This is a genomic window from Actinosynnema sp. NPDC050801 (assembly GCF_040673975.1).
Classification (GTDB): Bacteria; Actinomycetota; Actinomycetes; order Mycobacteriales; family Pseudonocardiaceae; genus Actinosynnema.
On record NZ_JBFAQZ010000006.1, the window covers coordinates 114,026 to 129,090 of the forward strand.

Annotated in this window: 16 protein-coding genes and 1 pseudogene; 7 read left to right on the forward strand and 10 right to left on the reverse strand. The window is 73.3% G+C overall.

Annotated elements, in window-relative coordinates:
- Positions 1 to 4 precede the first annotated feature (4 nt).
- Positions 5 to 1,750 carry a proline--tRNA ligase gene (locus tag AB0K14_RS15545; protein WP_360447394.1) on the reverse strand — a complete coding sequence of 582 codons (1,746 nt, stop codon included), beginning with the start codon at positions 1,748 to 1,750 and terminating at the stop codon, positions 5 to 7.
- A 136-nt stretch (positions 1,751 to 1,886) separates the two neighbouring features.
- Between AB0K14_RS15545 and AB0K14_RS15550 the strand changes: the two genes are divergently transcribed.
- Both AB0K14_RS15550 and yaaA read left to right on the forward strand, forming a co-directional pair.
- Positions 1,887 to 2,240, forward strand: a complete 354-nt coding sequence (locus tag AB0K14_RS15550) for a VOC family protein (protein WP_360447392.1) — start codon at positions 1,887 to 1,889, stop codon at positions 2,238 to 2,240.
- Positions 2,241 to 2,294: 54 nt separating this feature from the next.
- The gene (gene yaaA / locus AB0K14_RS15555) at positions 2,295 to 3,032 is read left to right on the forward strand and encodes a peroxide stress protein YaaA (RefSeq protein ID WP_360447390.1); all 738 of its coding nucleotides are present in this window, start codon (positions 2,295 to 2,297) and stop codon (positions 3,030 to 3,032) included.
- Positions 3,033 to 3,047: 15 nt separating this feature from the next.
- Here the strand turns inward: yaaA and AB0K14_RS15560 are convergent, their stop codons facing one another.
- Positions 3,048 to 3,290 carry a hypothetical protein gene (locus tag AB0K14_RS15560; RefSeq protein ID WP_360447388.1) on the reverse strand — a complete coding sequence of 81 codons (243 nt, stop codon included), beginning with the start codon at positions 3,288 to 3,290 and terminating at the stop codon, positions 3,048 to 3,050.
- A gap of 86 nt (positions 3,291 to 3,376) precedes the next feature.
- On the opposite strand from AB0K14_RS15560, the gene AB0K14_RS15565 reads away from it, so the two are divergent.
- The 3 genes from AB0K14_RS15565 (at position 3,377) to AB0K14_RS15575 (ending at position 6,104) form a co-directional block, all read left to right on the forward strand.
- Positions 3,377 to 4,339, forward strand: coding sequence for a helix-turn-helix domain-containing protein (locus tag AB0K14_RS15565; protein WP_360447386.1), 963 nt, complete (start codon positions 3,377 to 3,379; stop codon positions 4,337 to 4,339).
- 51 nt (positions 4,340 to 4,390) lie between these two features.
- Positions 4,391 to 4,903 carry a hypothetical protein gene (locus tag AB0K14_RS15570; protein WP_360447384.1) on the forward strand — a complete coding sequence of 171 codons (513 nt, stop codon included), beginning with the start codon at positions 4,391 to 4,393 and terminating at the stop codon, positions 4,901 to 4,903.
- Between the two features lie 280 nt (positions 4,904 to 5,183).
- Positions 5,184 to 6,104, forward strand: coding sequence for an RIO1 family regulatory kinase/ATPase (locus AB0K14_RS15575; protein ID WP_360447599.1), 921 nt, complete (start codon positions 5,184 to 5,186; stop codon positions 6,102 to 6,104).
- Positions 6,105 to 6,192: 88 nt separating this feature from the next.
- Here AB0K14_RS15575 and AB0K14_RS15580 read toward each other — a convergent pair whose 3' ends face one another.
- Positions 6,193 to 6,315 carry a hypothetical protein gene (locus AB0K14_RS15580; RefSeq protein ID WP_360447382.1) on the reverse strand — a complete coding sequence of 41 codons (123 nt, stop codon included), beginning with the start codon at positions 6,313 to 6,315 and terminating at the stop codon, positions 6,193 to 6,195.
- A 377-nt stretch (positions 6,316 to 6,692) separates the two neighbouring features.
- Here AB0K14_RS15580 and AB0K14_RS15585 point away from each other — a divergent pair, with 377 nt between their 5' ends.
- A complete protein-coding gene (locus tag AB0K14_RS15585; protein WP_360447380.1) occupies positions 6,693 to 8,171 on the forward strand; it encodes a DEAD/DEAH box helicase in 1,479 nt (492 codons plus the stop codon).
- A 159-nt stretch (positions 8,172 to 8,330) separates the two neighbouring features.
- Here AB0K14_RS15585 and AB0K14_RS15590 read toward each other — a convergent pair.
- Both AB0K14_RS15590 and AB0K14_RS15595 read right to left on the reverse strand, forming a co-directional pair.
- A pseudogene (locus AB0K14_RS15590) lies at positions 8,331 to 8,433 on the reverse strand (class I SAM-dependent methyltransferase); the annotation flags it as partial.
- 119 nt (positions 8,434 to 8,552) lie between these two features.
- On the reverse strand, positions 8,553 to 9,458 hold the full coding sequence (locus tag AB0K14_RS15595; RefSeq protein ID WP_360447378.1) for a DUF5937 family protein: 906 nt from the start codon (positions 9,456 to 9,458) through the stop codon (positions 8,553 to 8,555).
- A gap of 94 nt (positions 9,459 to 9,552) precedes the next feature.
- Between AB0K14_RS15595 and AB0K14_RS15600 the strand changes: the two genes are divergently transcribed.
- Positions 9,553 to 10,494: a hypothetical protein gene (locus tag AB0K14_RS15600; protein ID WP_360447376.1), complete on the forward strand. Its 942-nt coding sequence runs from the start codon at positions 9,553 to 9,555 to the stop codon at positions 10,492 to 10,494.
- On the opposite strand, the gene cobA is transcribed toward AB0K14_RS15600, so the two are convergent.
- The 5 genes from cobA to AB0K14_RS15625 all read right to left on the reverse strand — a co-directional run bounded on the left by cobA (position 10,439) and on the right by AB0K14_RS15625 (position 15,064).
- Entirely contained in the window at positions 10,439 to 11,656 is a 1,218-nt protein-coding gene (cobA, locus tag AB0K14_RS15605) for a uroporphyrinogen-III C-methyltransferase (protein ID WP_360447374.1), read from the reverse strand. The two genes, AB0K14_RS15600 and cobA, sit on opposite strands and share 56 nt — an antisense overlap.
- Before the next feature lie 74 nt (positions 11,657 to 11,730).
- Entirely contained in the window at positions 11,731 to 12,000 is a 270-nt protein-coding gene (locus AB0K14_RS15610) for a hypothetical protein (RefSeq protein WP_360447372.1), read from the reverse strand.
- A 70-nt stretch (positions 12,001 to 12,070) separates the two neighbouring features.
- Positions 12,071 to 12,862: a serine protease gene (locus tag AB0K14_RS15615; RefSeq protein WP_360447370.1), complete on the reverse strand. Its 792-nt coding sequence runs from the start codon at positions 12,860 to 12,862 to the stop codon at positions 12,071 to 12,073.
- A gap of 100 nt (positions 12,863 to 12,962) precedes the next feature.
- On the reverse strand, positions 12,963 to 14,225 hold the full coding sequence (locus tag AB0K14_RS15620) for a cobalamin biosynthesis protein (RefSeq protein ID WP_360447368.1): 1,263 nt from the start codon (positions 14,223 to 14,225) through the stop codon (positions 12,963 to 12,965).
- Positions 14,222 to 15,064 carry a hypothetical protein gene (locus AB0K14_RS15625; protein ID WP_360447366.1) on the reverse strand — a complete coding sequence of 281 codons (843 nt, stop codon included), beginning with the start codon at positions 15,062 to 15,064 and terminating at the stop codon, positions 14,222 to 14,224. Before AB0K14_RS15625 ends, AB0K14_RS15620 begins: the two co-directional genes overlap by 4 nt.
- Between the last annotated feature and the right edge of the window lies 1 nt (position 15,065).

Consider the following 15,065-nt stretch of genomic DNA (forward strand, 5'->3'; position numbering starts at 1 on the left):
GCGGTCAGCCCCGGACGACCCGGAGCAGGTGTTGCACGGCGTCGTCGACCGGCACCTCTTCGCGCTCGCCGGTGCGGCGGTCCTTGACCTCGACCAGGCCGTTGGCCAGGCCGCGGCCCACGACCAGGATGGTCGGCACGCCGATCAGCTCGGCGTCGGCGAACTTCACGCCCGGGCTCGCCTTGCGGTCGTCCAGCAGCACCGTGAGACCGGCCGCGGACAGCTCGCCGGCCAGCTTCTCGCCGCCCGCGAGCAGCGTCTCGTCCTTGCCCGCGACGACCACGTGCACGTCGGCGGGCGCGACGTTGCGCGGCCAGATCAGGCCGCGGTCGTCGTGGCTCTGCTCGGCGATCGCGGCGACCAGGCGCGACACGCCGATGCCGTAGGAGCCCATGGTGATCCGGACGGGCTTGCTGTCCGGGCCGAGGGCGTCCAGCGAGAACGCGTCCGCGTACTTGCGGCCCAGCTGGAAGATGTGCCCGATCTCGATGCCGCGCGCGGCGACCAGCACGCCCTTGCCGTCGGGCGACGGGTCGCCCTCGCGGACCTCGGCCACGTCGATCGTGCCGTCGGGGGTGAAGTCTCGGCCGACGACCAGGTCCACCACGTGGTGGTCGGCCTTGTCCGCGCCGGTCACCCACGCCGTGCCGCGCACCACGCGGGGGTCGGTCAGGTACCGCACACCGTTGGCCTGCAGCGCCGCCGGGCCGATGTAGCCCTTGACCAGGAAGGAGTTGCGGGCGAAGTCCGCCTCCTCCAGCATCGCCACCTCGGCGGGCTCGACCGCCGCCTCCAGGCGCTTGAGGTCCACCTCGCGGTCACCGGGCAGGCCGACGGCCAGCAGCTCCCAGTCCCCGTCACCGGGCTTGCGCGTCTTCACCAGGACGTTCTTCAGGGTGTCCGCGGCGGTGAAGGTGCGGTCGGTGTTGGCGTTGAGGAAGGCGACGAGGGACTCGATGGTGGGCGTGTTCGGCGTGTGGTGCACCTGCGCCTCGGGCCGGGTCGCCGGGTCCTGCTCGGCGGGCGCGGGCGTGGTGACGGCCTCGACGTTCGCCGCGTAGTCCGACTCCGTGCTGCGGACGAAGGTGTCCTCACCGTTCGGCGCGACCGCCAGGAACTCCTCCGACGCCGAGCCGCCCATCGCGCCCGACGTGGCGGAGACGATCACGTACTCCATGCCCAGCCGGTCGAAGATGCGGATGTAGGCGTCGCGGTGCTGCCGGTAGGACTGCGCCAGGCCCTCGTCGGTGAGGTCGAAGGAGTAGGAGTCCTTCATCACGAACTCGCGCCCGCGCAGGATGCCCGCGCGGGGACGCGCCTCGTCGCGGTACTTGGTCTGGATCTGGTAGAGCGTGACCGGGTAGTCCTTGTAGGAGGAGTACTCGCCCTTCACGGTGAGCGTGAACAGCTCCTCGTGGGTGGGGCCGAGCAGGTAGTCGGCGCCCTTGCGGTCCTTGAGGCGGAAGATGTTGGGGCCGTACTCGGTCCACCGGTTCGTCGCCTCGTAGGGCTCCTTCGGCAGCAGCGCGGGGAACTGGATCTCCTGCGCGCCGAAGGCGTCCATCTCCTCGCGCACGACCTGCTCGATGTTGCGCAGCACCCGCAGCCCCAGCGGCAGCCACGAGTAACCGCCCGGTGCGACGCGACGGACGTAGCCGGCGCGGACCAGCAGCTTGTGGCTGGGTACTTCGGCGTCGGCCGGATCCTCGCGCAGGGTGCGCAGGAACAGCGACGACATCCTCGTGATCACGGTGGGCGCTCCTCGTGGGCGGGTTGTCCGAGAAGGGTAGTGAACGGCCCCTGATCAGTTCCAACGGGTTCCGCCTGGGGTGGCGGCGGCGGACGTCGGCGGGAATTGTCGGTGGCCGGGTCTAGCGTGCCGGGTCATGACCTTCACCATCGGGATGATCACCATCGACACCGCCGACGTCCACCGGCTGGCGGACTTCTGGAGCAAGGCGCTCGGCACGTCGGTGCAGCACGACTGGGGCAAGTTCCTCGTCCTGGCGCCGACGGGCGGCGAGGGCGCGGTGCAGCTGGTGCTGCAGGAGGTGGACGACCCGACGCCGGGCAAGAACCGGGTGCACTTCGACGCGCACGTGCCCGACCGGCGGGCCGAGGTGGAGCGCCTGGTCGGGTTGGGCGCGACGGAGGTCGCCGAGCACACCGCGCCGGGGATGGCGTGGACCGTGCTGGCGGACCCGGACGGCAACCAGTTCTGCGTCGCCCAGTCGGACTGACCGCGGCCTCCGGCGCGGGAGCCGTCGGCAGGGGACCGCCTAGGCTTGCCCGTCGTGTTGGTACTGCTCCCCCCGTCGGAGACCAAGGCCCTCGGCGGCTCCGGCGCGCCGCTCGACCTCGACCGGCTGTCGCACCCGGAACTCACCCCGGTGCGCGGCAAGCTGGTCGACGCCCTGGTCGACCTCGCCGCCGACGTCCCCGCGAGCCTGGCCGTGCTCGGGCTCTCCGAACGCCAGGCGGGCGAGGTGGGGCGCAACGCCGAACTGCGCCGGTCACCCACGCTGCCCGCCCTCGCGCGGTACACGGGGGTGCTGTACGACGCGCTGGCCCTCGACTCGTTGACCAAGACGGAGAAGTCCCGCGCCCACGCACGCCTCGCGGTGGCGTCGGCGCTGTTCGGCGTCGTCGGCGGTGGTGACCCGATCCCCGCCTACCGGCTGTCCGGCGGCAGCGTGCTGCCGTCCGTCGGACCGCTGGGCGGTCTGTGGCGACCGGCGCTCGAACCGGTGCTGGCCGCCGCCGACGGGTTCGTGGTCGACCTGCGGTCGAGCCCGTACACGTCGCTGGCCCGCATCCCCCACGCCGCCGTGGTCCGCGTCGTCACCGAGGACGCGAAGGGCCGCCGCAACGCGGTCAGCCACTTCAACAAGGCCCACAAGGGTCGGCTCGCGCAGGCGATCGTGCGGTCGCGGTCGGAGCCGACCGACCTCAAGGGGTTGATCAAGGTCGCGGTCCGGGCCGGGCTGCGGCTGGAGCCGACCGGGACCAAGACCGCCGACCTGGTCGTCTAGCCGTACCGGCGAAGGTCAGACCGAGCGGACCGCGCGCATCGAGCGGACGGGTGCCGCCGGGCGGCGGTGCGCGGAGCGGTCGGCGGTGGTGTGCACGGACGCGGCCCGCAGGTCGGCCGCCACGCGCCGCACGTCCCGGTCCTCGACGTCGGTGCTGCCGGCGAGGCCGGTGCCGAGGCGGGTCCGGCGCTGGTGGTTGCGCTCCAGGCCGTAGACGACCAGGGCCAGGACGGTCAGGGCGAAGAGGATCGCTGTCATGGCACTAACTATGCGATGCACAAGAAACCGCCACAATTGGCAGTTGCGCCGTTGTGCATCAAAATCCTGCCAAGTACGGTGAGGTCATGCTCCGCTCCGTTGCCGCCGTGGTCATCGACGGCCTCGCGCCGTTCGAGTTCGGCGTGATCTGCGAGGTCTTCGGCATCGACCGCACCGAGGACGGCGTACCGGCGATCGACTTCAAGGTCTGCGGCGAACGCCCCGGCGAGCCCGTGCGCACGAGCGTCGGTGCCTCGCTCACGCCAGACCACGGCCTCGACGCGCTCGGCGAGGCCGACCTGGTGGCCGTTCCCGCCGTGGCGATCCGCGACGAGTACCCGCCGCTCGTGCTCGAAGCCATCCGCCGGGCCCACCGGGGAGGCAGCACGCTGCTGTCGGTCTGCAGCGGCTCGTTCGTCCTGGGCGCGGCCGGCCTGCTGGACGACCGCCGCTGCACCACCCACTGGCACCACGCCGCCGAGCTCGCCGAGCGCTTCCCCAACGCCAAGATCGACCCGGACGTGCTGTTCGTGGACGAGGGCGACATCGTGACCAGCGCGGGCACGGCCGCGGGCATCGACGCGTGCCTGCACGTGGTCCGCCGCGAGCTCGGCGCGGCCGTCACCGCGACCATCGCGCGCCGCATGGTCGTCGCGCCGCAGCGCGAAGGCGGTCAGCGCCAGTTCGTGGAACTGCCCGCGCCGCACCAGGCCGACAGCCTCCAGCCGCTGCTGGCCTGGTTGCAGGACCGGCTCGACCAGGAGCACACCATCGCGAGCCTGGCCGAGCAGGCCACCATGTCCGAGCGCACGTTCGCCCGCCGCTTCGCCGCCGAGACCGGCACGACCCCGCACCGCTGGCTCACCGTCCAGCGGGTGCTGCGCGCCCGCCAGCTCCTGGAGGAGACGCAGCTCACCGTCGAGGAGGTGGCCCAACGCGCCGGCTTCGGCACGGCCGCGTTGTTGCGCCACCACTTCACGACGGTGGTGGGCGTGCCGCCAAAGGATTACCGACGGTCGTTCGCGCACCGCCGACCGCCGAATGCGTGACGCAGCGCAGTGATTTGTCACCAGTCGTGAGGGTAGTGACAGAATGACCGGGTGAGCCCCGACACACCTGGCGACACACCCGGCGCGACACACCCCGACGCGGTCACCCCCGCGCAGCTGCGGGGCGTCACCGAAGACCTGCGGACCGACGCGCTGGACGCGCCGGAGGCCTTGAAGCGGGTGTGGGCGGGGCTGTGCCTGGCCCGGCTGCTCGGGCTGCGCCTGGCCCTGACCGACCCCACCTGGCGGCAGCGGCAGCTCAACGCGGAGTCGGTGGAGTACCAGCTCGCCCGCGACCTGGGCACCACGGCGACGTTCGCGGACGCCGCGCCCTCACTGCCGGACACCGCGGCACCCCGACCGCTCGCGTCGGTCGAGGTCGAGGAGGCGGTGGCGGCGTTGGTGGAGTTCAGCGGCACGGCCCGGCAGCGGATGCTGGCCGCCGCGCCCCTGGCCTCGCAGTGGCACGACGAACGCGTGCTGCGGCACGACTCGCTGGTGATCGCCCAGCTGGGGGCGGCCTGGTTGGGGGAGCGCGGCAGCTACCGCGTGGAGACGCGGTAATTCGGTTGCGACCGTGCCCGGGCGCCGGGCAACCTGTGCCGGTACGCGCACAGCGCCGGTGGTGGCAGACCACGGCGGAGTCGAGGAGGTGCCAGATGGCGACAGCTGTCCGGGACGTGGCACCGACCCGTCCGCTCGCCCCTCTCGCCTGACGCGAACCCGCGCGAAGGACCACACCGCGCCGGTGGGGGCGATCCACCCCACTTCACCTGGAGCTCATCCAGTGCGCGAGCACGAGCAGTACGCGGAACTCGAATCCGACTTCGACCACGCAGACGACCTGAAGTGGCGCGCCAAGAAGGCCAAGAAGGCCTCGGCGCGCGCTGACGGCGACATCGAGCCAGGCCGTCGTGGCCGGCTCACCGAAGAGGCCAAGGACCGCCTCGCCCAGATGCGGGAGGACGCCGCCGCTGCGGACGTGCCCGAGGACGGCGACCGGTGGTCCACCTGGGGCGATGCCGACCAAGGGCCGAAACCGCACCCGGACTGGCTGGTCACCGACCTGTCCGCGGTGGACCGCGAGCTGGGGATCGTCAAGACCGGCAAGGAGGCGGACGTCTTCCTGCTGGAACGCGCGATGCCCGGCACCGACCGGTCGTGCCTGCTGGCGGCGAAGCGGTACCGCAGCAACGACCACCGGCTGTTCCACCGGGACGCGGGTTACCTCGAAGGCAGGCGGATGCGGCGCTCGCGCGAGATGCGCGCGATGGCCAACCGCAGCGCGTTCGGCCGCAACCTCATCGCCGAGCGGTGGGCGGTGGCCGAGTTCGCCGCGCTGACGACGCTGTGGCAGTCGGGCGCCCCGGTGCCCTACCCGGTGCAGCGCGACGGCACCGAGCTGCTGCTGGAGTTCGTCGGCACGGACGGCGCGGCCGCGCCCCGGTTGGCGCAGCTGCGGCCCGAGCCGGACGAGCTGCTGGGGCTGTGGCGGCAGCTGGTGGACGCGCTGAGCGTGATGGCGTCGGTGGGTCTGGCGCACGGCGACCTGTCGGCGTTCAACCTGATGGTGCACGACGGGCGGCTGGTCGTGATCGACCTGCCGCAGGTGGTGGACCTGGTGGCCAACCCGCGCGGGCCGGAGTTCCTGGAACGGGACGTGCGCAACGTGGCCGGCTGGTTCACCGCGCGCGGCCTCCCACCGGAGCTGGCGGAGCCGCACGACACCACCGAGATGCTGCTCGACCTGGCCGGTCTGCGGTGACCGGTGGTCACCCGTTCGGCGTGAGCGAGGGCCGGACGAGGTCGCGGACGGCCCGCGCGGAGCGGGCCTCGCCGGGCGCCGGTCGGTGCTAGGACGGCAGGGCGCGCACGAGCTCCGGGTCGAAGTCGGCCCGGAGCTCGCCGCGCGACCGATCGGCGCGGCGCCGCACGAGCGCCTGCGGGAAGTCGAAGTCCTTCCGCCCGGTGCGCACCGCGCCGATCGTTTGTTGCTCCGTTCAGCTGGTGGGAACCGCGTCGGCACGAGCGGGCCGGAAGCCTTGCGCACCCCTCGCCACGTGCGGTTTCATGGTCCTGCACGATCATCGGCGCGGCCCATTCGATCGTCCGCACGGCCACCCGTGTGCGCGAGAACACCGCCGGGATGACGAACTCCGGTCCGTGATCGGCTAGACTGAGTGGTGCACCGCCCGGTGGCGCCGCTGCGTGCCCCAGGCCGCCAGAGTGGCCGGTGGTGCTTCCCAACCACTATCGGCGCGACCCGCGCGCCGGGCCCGTCCCCGCGATCGCGCCTGCTGAAGCAGAGCAATCCTCGAGACGTGCCGTGTCCCGGAGGTTTGTTTTGCCGACAATGTCCCAAGGCCGTTCCGAGCGCCCGCAGTTCCGCAAGCCCCGCAGTAACAGGCGCCCAGGCCAGGGCAACCGTCGTCCCGCTTCCAGCGTGGAGCTGACGACCACCATTCCCGACCACGTCGAGAGCACGATGCCCGAGGGCCCGCTGCCCTCGTTCGCCGAGTTGGGCCTGTCCGACGAGCTGCTGCGCGCGCTCGAGCAGGCGGGCATCACCGATCCGTTCCCGATCCAGGCCGCCACGCTGCCGGATGCCATGGCCGGCCGCGACCTGCTCGGGCGCGGCCAGACCGGCTCCGGCAAGACGCTGGCGTTCGGCCTGGCGCTGCTGTCCCGCCTGACCGGTGGTCGGGCCAAGCCGCTCAAGCCGCGCGCGCTCGTGCTGGTGCCCACCCGCGAGCTGGCGATGCAGGTCGAGGAAGCCCTCAACCCGTTCGCCCGTTCGCTGGGCCTGTGGTGCCGCACGGTCGTCGGCGGCACGTCGTTCCCGCGCCAGGTCGACGCGCTGCGCCGTGGTGTCGACCTGCTGATCGCCACGCCGGGTCGGCTGTCCGACCACGTGCGGCAGGGCACGGCGGACCTGTCCGAGGTCATGTTCACGGCTCTGGACGAGGCCGACCAGATGGCGGACATGGGCTTCATGCCGCAGGTCCGGGCGATCCTCGACCTGACGCCGCAGGACGGGCAGCGGCTGCTGTTCTCCGCGACGCTCGACGGCGACGTGGACAAGCTGGTCCGCCAGTACCTGCACGACCCGGTGGTCCACTCGGTGTCGCCGCCCACGGGCAGCGTCACCACGATGGAGCACCACCTGCTGTTCGTGTCCGCCGAGGACAAGCAGAACGTGGTAACCGAGGTCGCGGCGCGCGAGGGTCGCACGATCATGTTCGTGCGCACCAAGCACCACGTGGACAGGTTGGCCAAGAAGCTGCGGTCGATGGGCGTGCACGCCGGTGCGTTGCACGGTGGCAAGGCGCAGAGCGCGCGCACGCGGGTGCTCAGCCAGTTCCGCGAGGGCACGATGCCGGTGCTGGTCGCCACGGACGTCGCGGCACGCGGCATCCACGTGGACGACGTGAGCCTCGTCGTGCACGTCGACCCGCCGGCCGACCCGAAGGACTACCTGCACCGGGCCGGGCGCACCGCGCGGGCCGGCCAGTCCGGCACGGTCGTCACGCTGGTCACGCACGACCAGCGGCGCGCCGTGCAGGGCCTGACGTCGCGCGCGGGCATCCGCCCCACGTCGACCAAGGTCCGTCCGGGTGACGAGGACCTGGCCCGCATCACCGGCGCGCGGGTGCCGAGCGGCATCCCCGTGATCGAGCCCGAGGTCCCGGTCCGCGCTCGTCGCGGTGGCGGCGGTGGCGGCGGTCCTCGGCGCAGCGGCGGCACCGGCGGCGGCGGTTTCCGCGGCGGCCGATTCGACCGCGACCGCAGTGGCGCGGGCTCGGGCCGGCCTCGCCGGGTGGCGCAGCACTAGTCCACAGATCGTCGGCTGACGGGCTCTGACGCCAGAAATTGTCAGACCCTCGTGGCAGCATCACAGCAGGGGTCCCCTTGGCGGGGACCCCTGCTTTGCCGTTCACGGGGCCCTGCCTCGACTCCGGCCGTCCTGCGCGACCCGGTTGTTCCGCGCGACCCGGCCGCCGGGCTTCAGCACACGCCGCAACTCGGCCGGCGGTCCAGTCCTCCAGGTAGTGCAGCACCAGGGCCGCGACGACGTCGTCGAACGCCACGTCGGGGGTACGGCAGCGGTCTCGGGACCGACGGACATGTCGCCCGCACTGCCGAGTGATCAACCACGACGCCAGGAGGTCGACGTCCTCGGAGGCGCCGGCGCGGCGATCCGGTCAGTGCTCCCCTAGCCCAGGAGTGCGTCGGCCCGGGTGGTGCGCATGTGCAGGACGTGCCGCCCTTCACGCCGCGTCGTCACCAGCCGGGCCGCCCTCAGCACGCCGATGTGCTGCGAGACCGCCCCCGCCGTGACGCCCAGCGCCGCCGCCAGGTCGGACGTGCTCTTCGGCGCTTCGAGCAGCGTGAGCAGGTGGGCACGGGTGCGGCCGATCAGCGCGGCCAGGCCGTGCGGTGCCTCCCGGTCCTCCCACAACGTGCCGATGCCGCGCGCCGGGTAGCGCAGCACGCCCTGGCCGACGGGGTCGAGCGCGATCCACGCCTTCGGCCAGCAGAACACGCTGGGGCACAGCACCAGACCGCGCTCGGCCAGGTCGACCCGGTGCTCGGGCTTGCGGTGCAGGACCAGTTCGCCGTCGGCCCACGTGACCTCGGGGTGCAGGTCGTGGAACACCGCCTCGACGCCCTTGTCCGCCAGGGTCGCCGCCCGCGCCGCGATGTCGGCTTCGAGGACGGTGGTGATGCGCTTCCAGTGCGGCGCGATGAGCAGGTCGTGGCAGCGCCGGATGACGTCGGCCTCCGGTTGCGCGACGTGCCGCAGTTCCGCGTCCAGGTCGGGCATCCGCACGTCCGGCACCGGCATCAGGTCGGCCGGTTTCGCCGGACCCTCCAGCCTGGCCAGCAACGTGTCGAGGCCGGCGATCCCGTCGACCCGGTCCCGCGCCCACCGCACCCACGGCAGGTGCACGGCGTGTGCGCCCGGTGTGCGCAACCCGTCGACCGCCATGACGGTCTCGAACACCGGCGAGTAGGCGAACCGCACCTTGGCCAGCCCCACCCCGGCGAGCCGAACCCACACCGCCACGCCGACCCCGTTCCGCGCGGCCCGCCGCCGCGTCCGGGCCTCGTCCCCCATTGTCCCATCCGGACACGGGGGGAGGGCCTGCCCCACCTCCGAGTGCATGGACAGCACCAGTGATCTTGGTGGTGCGTCCGGCGAGGCTGGTCCCATGACGAAGACCTGGCACCGGCCCACCCTGTGGTTGGCCGTGGTGATGGCGGTGGGCGCGGTGGGGTTCGCGGTGGCGATGCTGCTGGACGGACGGGTGTTGCAGGGGGCGTCGCCGTGGGCGAAGCCGTTCAAGTTCGCGGTGTCGCTGGCGGTCTACTCGGCGACGCTGTCCTGGATGCTCTCGCTGCCGCACCGGGGGCGGAGGTGGACGGCCGGCGCCGCCACGTTCATCGCGGCGATCATGTTCGTGGAGGTCGGGCTGATCGCGGTGCAGGCCGGGCGCGGCATGTTCACCCACTACAACACCTCCGACGACCCGCTGAACCAGTTCCTCCAGGTCAGCTTCGGCACCGCGATCCCGGCGATGTTCCTGGCCAACGTGGTGCTGGCGCTGGTGCTGTCGTTCCAGCGCTTCGGGCGGCGTGACGTGCGGTGGGCGGTGCGCGGCGGGCTGTACCTGGCGATCGCCGGCATGTCGTCCGGCTACCTGATGGTGTTCCAGCGCAACGAGTACACGGCGGTCGACGCGGGCGGCCGGGAGGTCGAACTGGTCGCCGGGCACAGCGTCGGCGTGCCCGACGGCGGCCCGGGCCTGCCGCTCACCGGGTGGAGCACCACCGGTGGCGACCTGCGCGTGCCGCACTTCGTCGGCATGCACGGGTTGCAGGTGATGATCGTGCTGGCGCTGGGACTGGCCGCGCTCGGACTGGCCGAACGGGCCCGCACCCGCCTGATCGGCGTGGCCGCGCTCGGGTACGCCGGGTTGTTCGCGCTGCTGGTGTGGCAGGCGATGCGGGGTGAGGCGCTGGTCCACCCCGGCGGCACGACGTGGGCCACGCTGGGCGGGCTCGTCGCGGTCGTCGCCGCCGGGGCGGGGTGGGCGCTCAGGAGCGCGGCGGCAACTGCCCCGCCAGTGCGGCAACCGGTCCCGCAACGATGATCGCGGGCGGGCGGATGCCGTGCTCGGCGATGTCCGCGGCCAGGGACGCCAACGTGGACCGCACGACCTTCTGGGTGCGGGTGCCGCCCTCCTGGATCACCGACACCGGGGTGTCGCCCGGACGACCCGCCATGAGGGCGTCCGCGAACGCCGCCGCCCGCTCCACCCCCATGAGGATCACGACCGTGCCGCTCAACCTGGCCAACGCCGACCAGTCGACCAGCGACCTGGGGTCGTCCGGCGCGACGTGCCCGGACACGACCACCACCTCGTGCGCCACGCCCCGGTGCGTCACCGGCACGTCCGCCAGCGCGGGCACGCCGAACGCGCTGGTGACGCCGGGCACGACGGTGACCGGCACGCCCGCCTCGGCGCACGCGATCAGCTCCTCGAAGCCCCGGCCGAACACGTACGGGTCACCGCCCTTGAGGCGGACCACGAACCGGCCCGCCTTGGCGTGGTCGACCAGCGTGGTGTTGATGAAGTCCTGCGTCGCGGCCCGGCCGTACGGGATCTTCGCCGCGTCCACCACCTCGACGTGCGGCGGCAGCTCGTCCAGCAGCTCGCGCGGCGCGAGCCGGTCGGCCACCACCACGTCGGCCCTGGCGAGCAGCCTGCGCCCGCGCACGGTGATCAGGTCGGGGTCGCCCGGGCCGCCGCCGACGAGCGCCACGCCCGCCGGCTGGTCGTGGTGGTCTGCCAGGGAACCGTCGCGCAGGGCGGAGAGCAGCCCGTCCCGCACCCCCGCGGAACGGCGGTGCTGCCCGCCCGCGAGGACGCCGAGCAGCAGGCCGTCGTGCTCGCCGACCGCCGGCGTCACGGCGGTGCCCTTCACGGCCACGTCGGCGCGCACGCAGAACACGCGGCGCTGCTCGGCGTCCGCGGTGATCCTGGCGTTGACCTCGGGCGAGGAGGTGCAGGCCAGCACGTACCAGGCGCCGTCCAGGTCACCGTCGGCGTACTCGCGGGCGTGCCAGGTCGCCTCGCCGCCGTCGACGATGCCCTGGACCGCCGGGGTGACCTCGGGCGAGATCACCTCCACCCGCGCGCCCGCCGCGACCAGCCTGGGCAGCCTGCGCTGCGCGACCGTGCCGCCGCCCACGACGACGACGCGCCGACCGGTCAGGTCCAGGCCCACGAGGTAGTGCTGTTCACCGTGCATGGGTAGAAGCATCCACACCAGACATGTCCTGTCCAACCGGGGTGCTTCACATCACGGGAACCCGCTGGGAGCGGCTACCTCTGCTCGATCCACGCCTCCAGGGCGTTCGACCGGCAGCGGATCTTCGTCTTGCCGATGCCGTTGGTGAAGTTGAGCCAGGAGCTCCGGGCGGTCGAGCCGTCCTCGCAGGAGGCGAGCAGGCGGAACGACCCGCCGCCCTCGCACTGCCCCGAGGCCGTGTGCCCGTCGACCGACGTGGTGCACGAGTGCAGCACGCCCGACGCGGAGGCCACGCCCGGCACGGTGAACATCAGGGCCAGCATCGTCACGAGTAGTCGGCGCATGTCACCGGATCGAACCCGACGAACGTGCCCACGACCGGGAACCACCCGGTCGTGGGCACGTCACGGGTGACTACAGCTGAGCGGTGATCACGGAGTAGTAGGCCGCGATCCGCGCGTACACGCCGGGGTAGCCGGCCAGCGCGCAGCCCCGACCGAACGAGGTGGCGCCGATGAGCTTGCCGCCCGCGACCAGCGGGCCGCCCGAGTCGCCCTGGCAGGTGTCCACGCCGCCCTGCGGGTAGCCCGCGCACACCATCGAGGTGTTGCTGTAGTTGGAGTAGGCCGAGCGGCAGGTCGCGTCGGAGGTCACCGGCACGGTCGCCCCGAGCAGGTACCGCGACGCCGAGCCGCCCGAGGACGTGGTGCCCCAGCCGTAGATCCGCGCGCTCGTGCCCGCCGCGTACAGCGCGGTGTCCGACGGGGTGGCCAGCGGCAGGTAGGTCGAGTTGATGCTGGTGCCGAGGGTCAGCACCGCGACGTCGTAGCCGGAGCTGGCGGTCCGGTAGCTGGGGTGCACCCAGATCCGGCTCACCGTGGCGACGGTGCCCGCCGTGCTCTGCTTGTCGTCCCGGCCGTGCACCACGCGGGTGCTCGACGCGCTGCGGCCGCTCACGCAGTGCGCGGCCGTGACGACCTTGTTGGCCTTGACCAGCGTGCCGCCGCAGAACTGGCCGCCGGAGCTGGTGGCCAGGTAGACGACCCACGGGTAGGTGCTGGTGGACACGCGCGAGCCACCGACGATGAACGGTGACACACCGGTGTCGGAGGACGTCTCGGCCGAGGCGGGCGCGACGGTCATCAGACCGATCGCGGCCACGGTCGTGGCCAGGACGGTGAGCAGGCGACGCAGGGTTTTCGCCATGTCGATCCTTCCAGTGCAGGGGCGCCCCGGTTCGGGCGCACCTCCAGCTAGGACCAAGACGACGAACGCGACAACCGCCTTTCGACGGTGCCTCGCAACTTCACAGTTGACCGGTGACGCCGGTCACGCGGATGACATCGGCCCGTATCGGCCCGGCAACAACCGGCCCGGCGCCCGCGTCCACGAACGCCACCGCCGCACCCGCCTCGGCCAGCCGCACCGCGCCGTCGGCCGCCACCCGCGTGCCGGGCCGCAGCAGGTGGCGCACCTGCGCGACGCACTCGGCGCTGCCCACCACGACCGCCGCCCGCCGCAACTCCGCCTCGGCGCGCGGCGTGCGCTCGTCCGCGTCGCCAGGACCGAGGCCCACGAGCGCCAACCGGCCGCGGGGCAGCACGCGGGCGGCGGCGACGATCACCCCGACGCCCTTCACCTTCTCCGCCGCGATCTCCACCCGGCCGCCGCCGGACAGCTCCACCGCGCCGCGCAGCGCCGCCGCCTCGGCCACGCTCGGGATGCCGATGGCGAGTTCCGCCGGGTTGGGCACCGGGATCACCGCCAGCTCCTCGCCGGGGTAGGACAGCAGCGGCGCGGTGGTCGAGTCGTGCCAGAAACCCCAGTCCTCCAACGCGTCCGCGATGCCCTGCTCGGCGACCTTGCGGTCCAGCGTGGCGAACGCCCTGATGGCGCGCAGGTCCAGCCCGCGCTTCTCCTCCAGCTGCGCCAACGCCGCCGACACGGCCGCCGCGGACACGCCGGTGCTCGACCCGACGCCCACGACGAGCGTGCGCGGCACGACCCGCACCACGTGGTCGTCCGGCGGTCCCTTGGGCACGCGGTCGTCCACCAGCACCGTCCACGCCGCGTCGTGCCCGTGGCCCGCCACCACGTTGTCGGGCAGCGCGGGCAGCGGGAAACCGAGCGGGTTGGCCAACGCCACCGGCTCGCCCAGCCGCACCGCCTCGCCGCACCCGGCCAGGTCACCCTCGACGGTGGCGTCCAGCAGCTCCACCAGCTCGTCCAGCGGCGAGTCCACGTCCGCGGAGGTGAGCACGGCCCGCGCGCCGAGCACGTCGGCGACCCGTTCGGCCAACGCGTCCGCGCCGCCCAGCAGCGACACGGCGAACCCGCCGTCCACGCACACCACGCCCGGATCGGCGCGCTCGTCCCGCAGCAGCGGCGCGACCAGCCGCACGGTCGCACCCGTGCCCAGGAAGAACACCGCCGATCCCAGCCGGGGCCACAGCGCGCGCAACGCGGGCCCGATCGGACCGTCCGGCACCACCGCGTCCGGCCCGAGGAACCCGGCCAGCTCGACCGCGGCCCGCCGCCCGTGCTCGCCCGCGGCGAACACCCCGATCACGCCTTCTTCACCCCCCACAGGACGGTCACCGGGTTGGTGGCCAGCAACGTGCCGCCGGTCAGCCGCGCGGCGGCCAGCTGGCTGCCCTCGACCTCGTAGCCCGCGTCCAGCAACGCGTCCCGGGCGGGCAGGACGCGGTCCAGGTCGGGGGTCGCCACCACGACCCGCCGGGCGCCGGACCGCGCGCTGCGCCGCACCACGTCCGCGCCACCGCCGCCGACGAACACCGCGTCCGGCCGGGGCAGCTCGCCCGCCTCGTCCAGCTCGGCCTCGACCACGCGCACGTCCACGCCGTGGGCGGAGGCGTTGGCGATGATCCGCACGCACTGCACCGGGTCGCGTTCCACCGCGACCACCGCCGCACCGAGCCGGGCGCACTCGACGCCGATCGCGCCGGGACCCGCGCCGACGTCCCACACCAGCACGCCGGGGCGCGGTGCGAGCCGGGCCAGCACCAGCGCGCGCACCTCGGCGACCGCGACCATGCCGTCGCGGTGCGCGAAATCGTCGTCCGGCAGCGCCCAGCCCTCGCCCGAGGGCGCGAAGTTCTGCTCGGCCAGGCACAGGATCGCGCCGGGGTCCGCCCACGGCCGCGCGACCGCGTCGGCCGGGTCCACGGTGGACAGACCGGCGGCGGAGGAGACCACGAGGGCCCGTCGCCACCCGGCCAGCCCGCGGGCCAGCTCCGCCGGGTCCGCGCCGGACACGACGACGGCGGGCCGCGCCCGGCACACGTTCACCGCGTGCCGCAGGCCCAGCGCCGCCGCGTCCACGACGGTCACCTCGTCCCAGGACCGACCGGCCTCGGTGACGAAGCGGTGCAGCGCGACGACGTCCATG

What these genes read in the sequence shown, in the direction of transcription:
- AB0K14_RS15550 (WP_360447392.1), top strand. Translation starts at nt 1,887, where the DNA reads ATGACCTTCACCATCGGGATGATCACCATCGACACCGCCGACGTCCAC.
- AB0K14_RS15560 (WP_360447388.1), bottom strand. Translation starts at nt 3,290, where the DNA reads ATGACAGCGATCCTCTTCGCCCTGACCGTCCTGGCCCTGGTCGTCTAC.
- AB0K14_RS15565 (WP_360447386.1), top strand. Translation starts at nt 3,377, where the DNA reads ATGCTCCGCTCCGTTGCCGCCGTGGTCATCGACGGCCTCGCGCCGTTC.
- AB0K14_RS15585 (WP_360447380.1), top strand. Translation starts at nt 6,693, where the DNA reads ATGTCCCAAGGCCGTTCCGAGCGCCCGCAGTTCCGCAAGCCCCGCAGT.
- AB0K14_RS15595 (WP_360447378.1), bottom strand. Translation starts at nt 9,458, where the DNA reads ATGGGGGACGAGGCCCGGACGCGGCGGCGGGCCGCGCGGAACGGGGTC.
- AB0K14_RS15600 (WP_360447376.1), top strand. Translation starts at nt 9,553, where the DNA reads ATGACGAAGACCTGGCACCGGCCCACCCTGTGGTTGGCCGTGGTGATG.
- cobA (WP_360447374.1), bottom strand. Translation starts at nt 11,656, where the DNA reads ATGCACGGTGAACAGCACTACCTCGTGGGCCTGGACCTGACCGGTCGG.
- AB0K14_RS15610 (WP_360447372.1), bottom strand. Translation starts at nt 12,000, where the DNA reads ATGCGCCGACTACTCGTGACGATGCTGGCCCTGATGTTCACCGTGCCG.
- AB0K14_RS15615 (WP_360447370.1), bottom strand. Translation starts at nt 12,862, where the DNA reads ATGGCGAAAACCCTGCGTCGCCTGCTCACCGTCCTGGCCACGACCGTG.
- AB0K14_RS15625 (WP_360447366.1), bottom strand. Translation starts at nt 15,064, where the DNA reads ATGGACGTCGTCGCGCTGCACCGCTTCGTCACCGAGGCCGGTCGGTCC.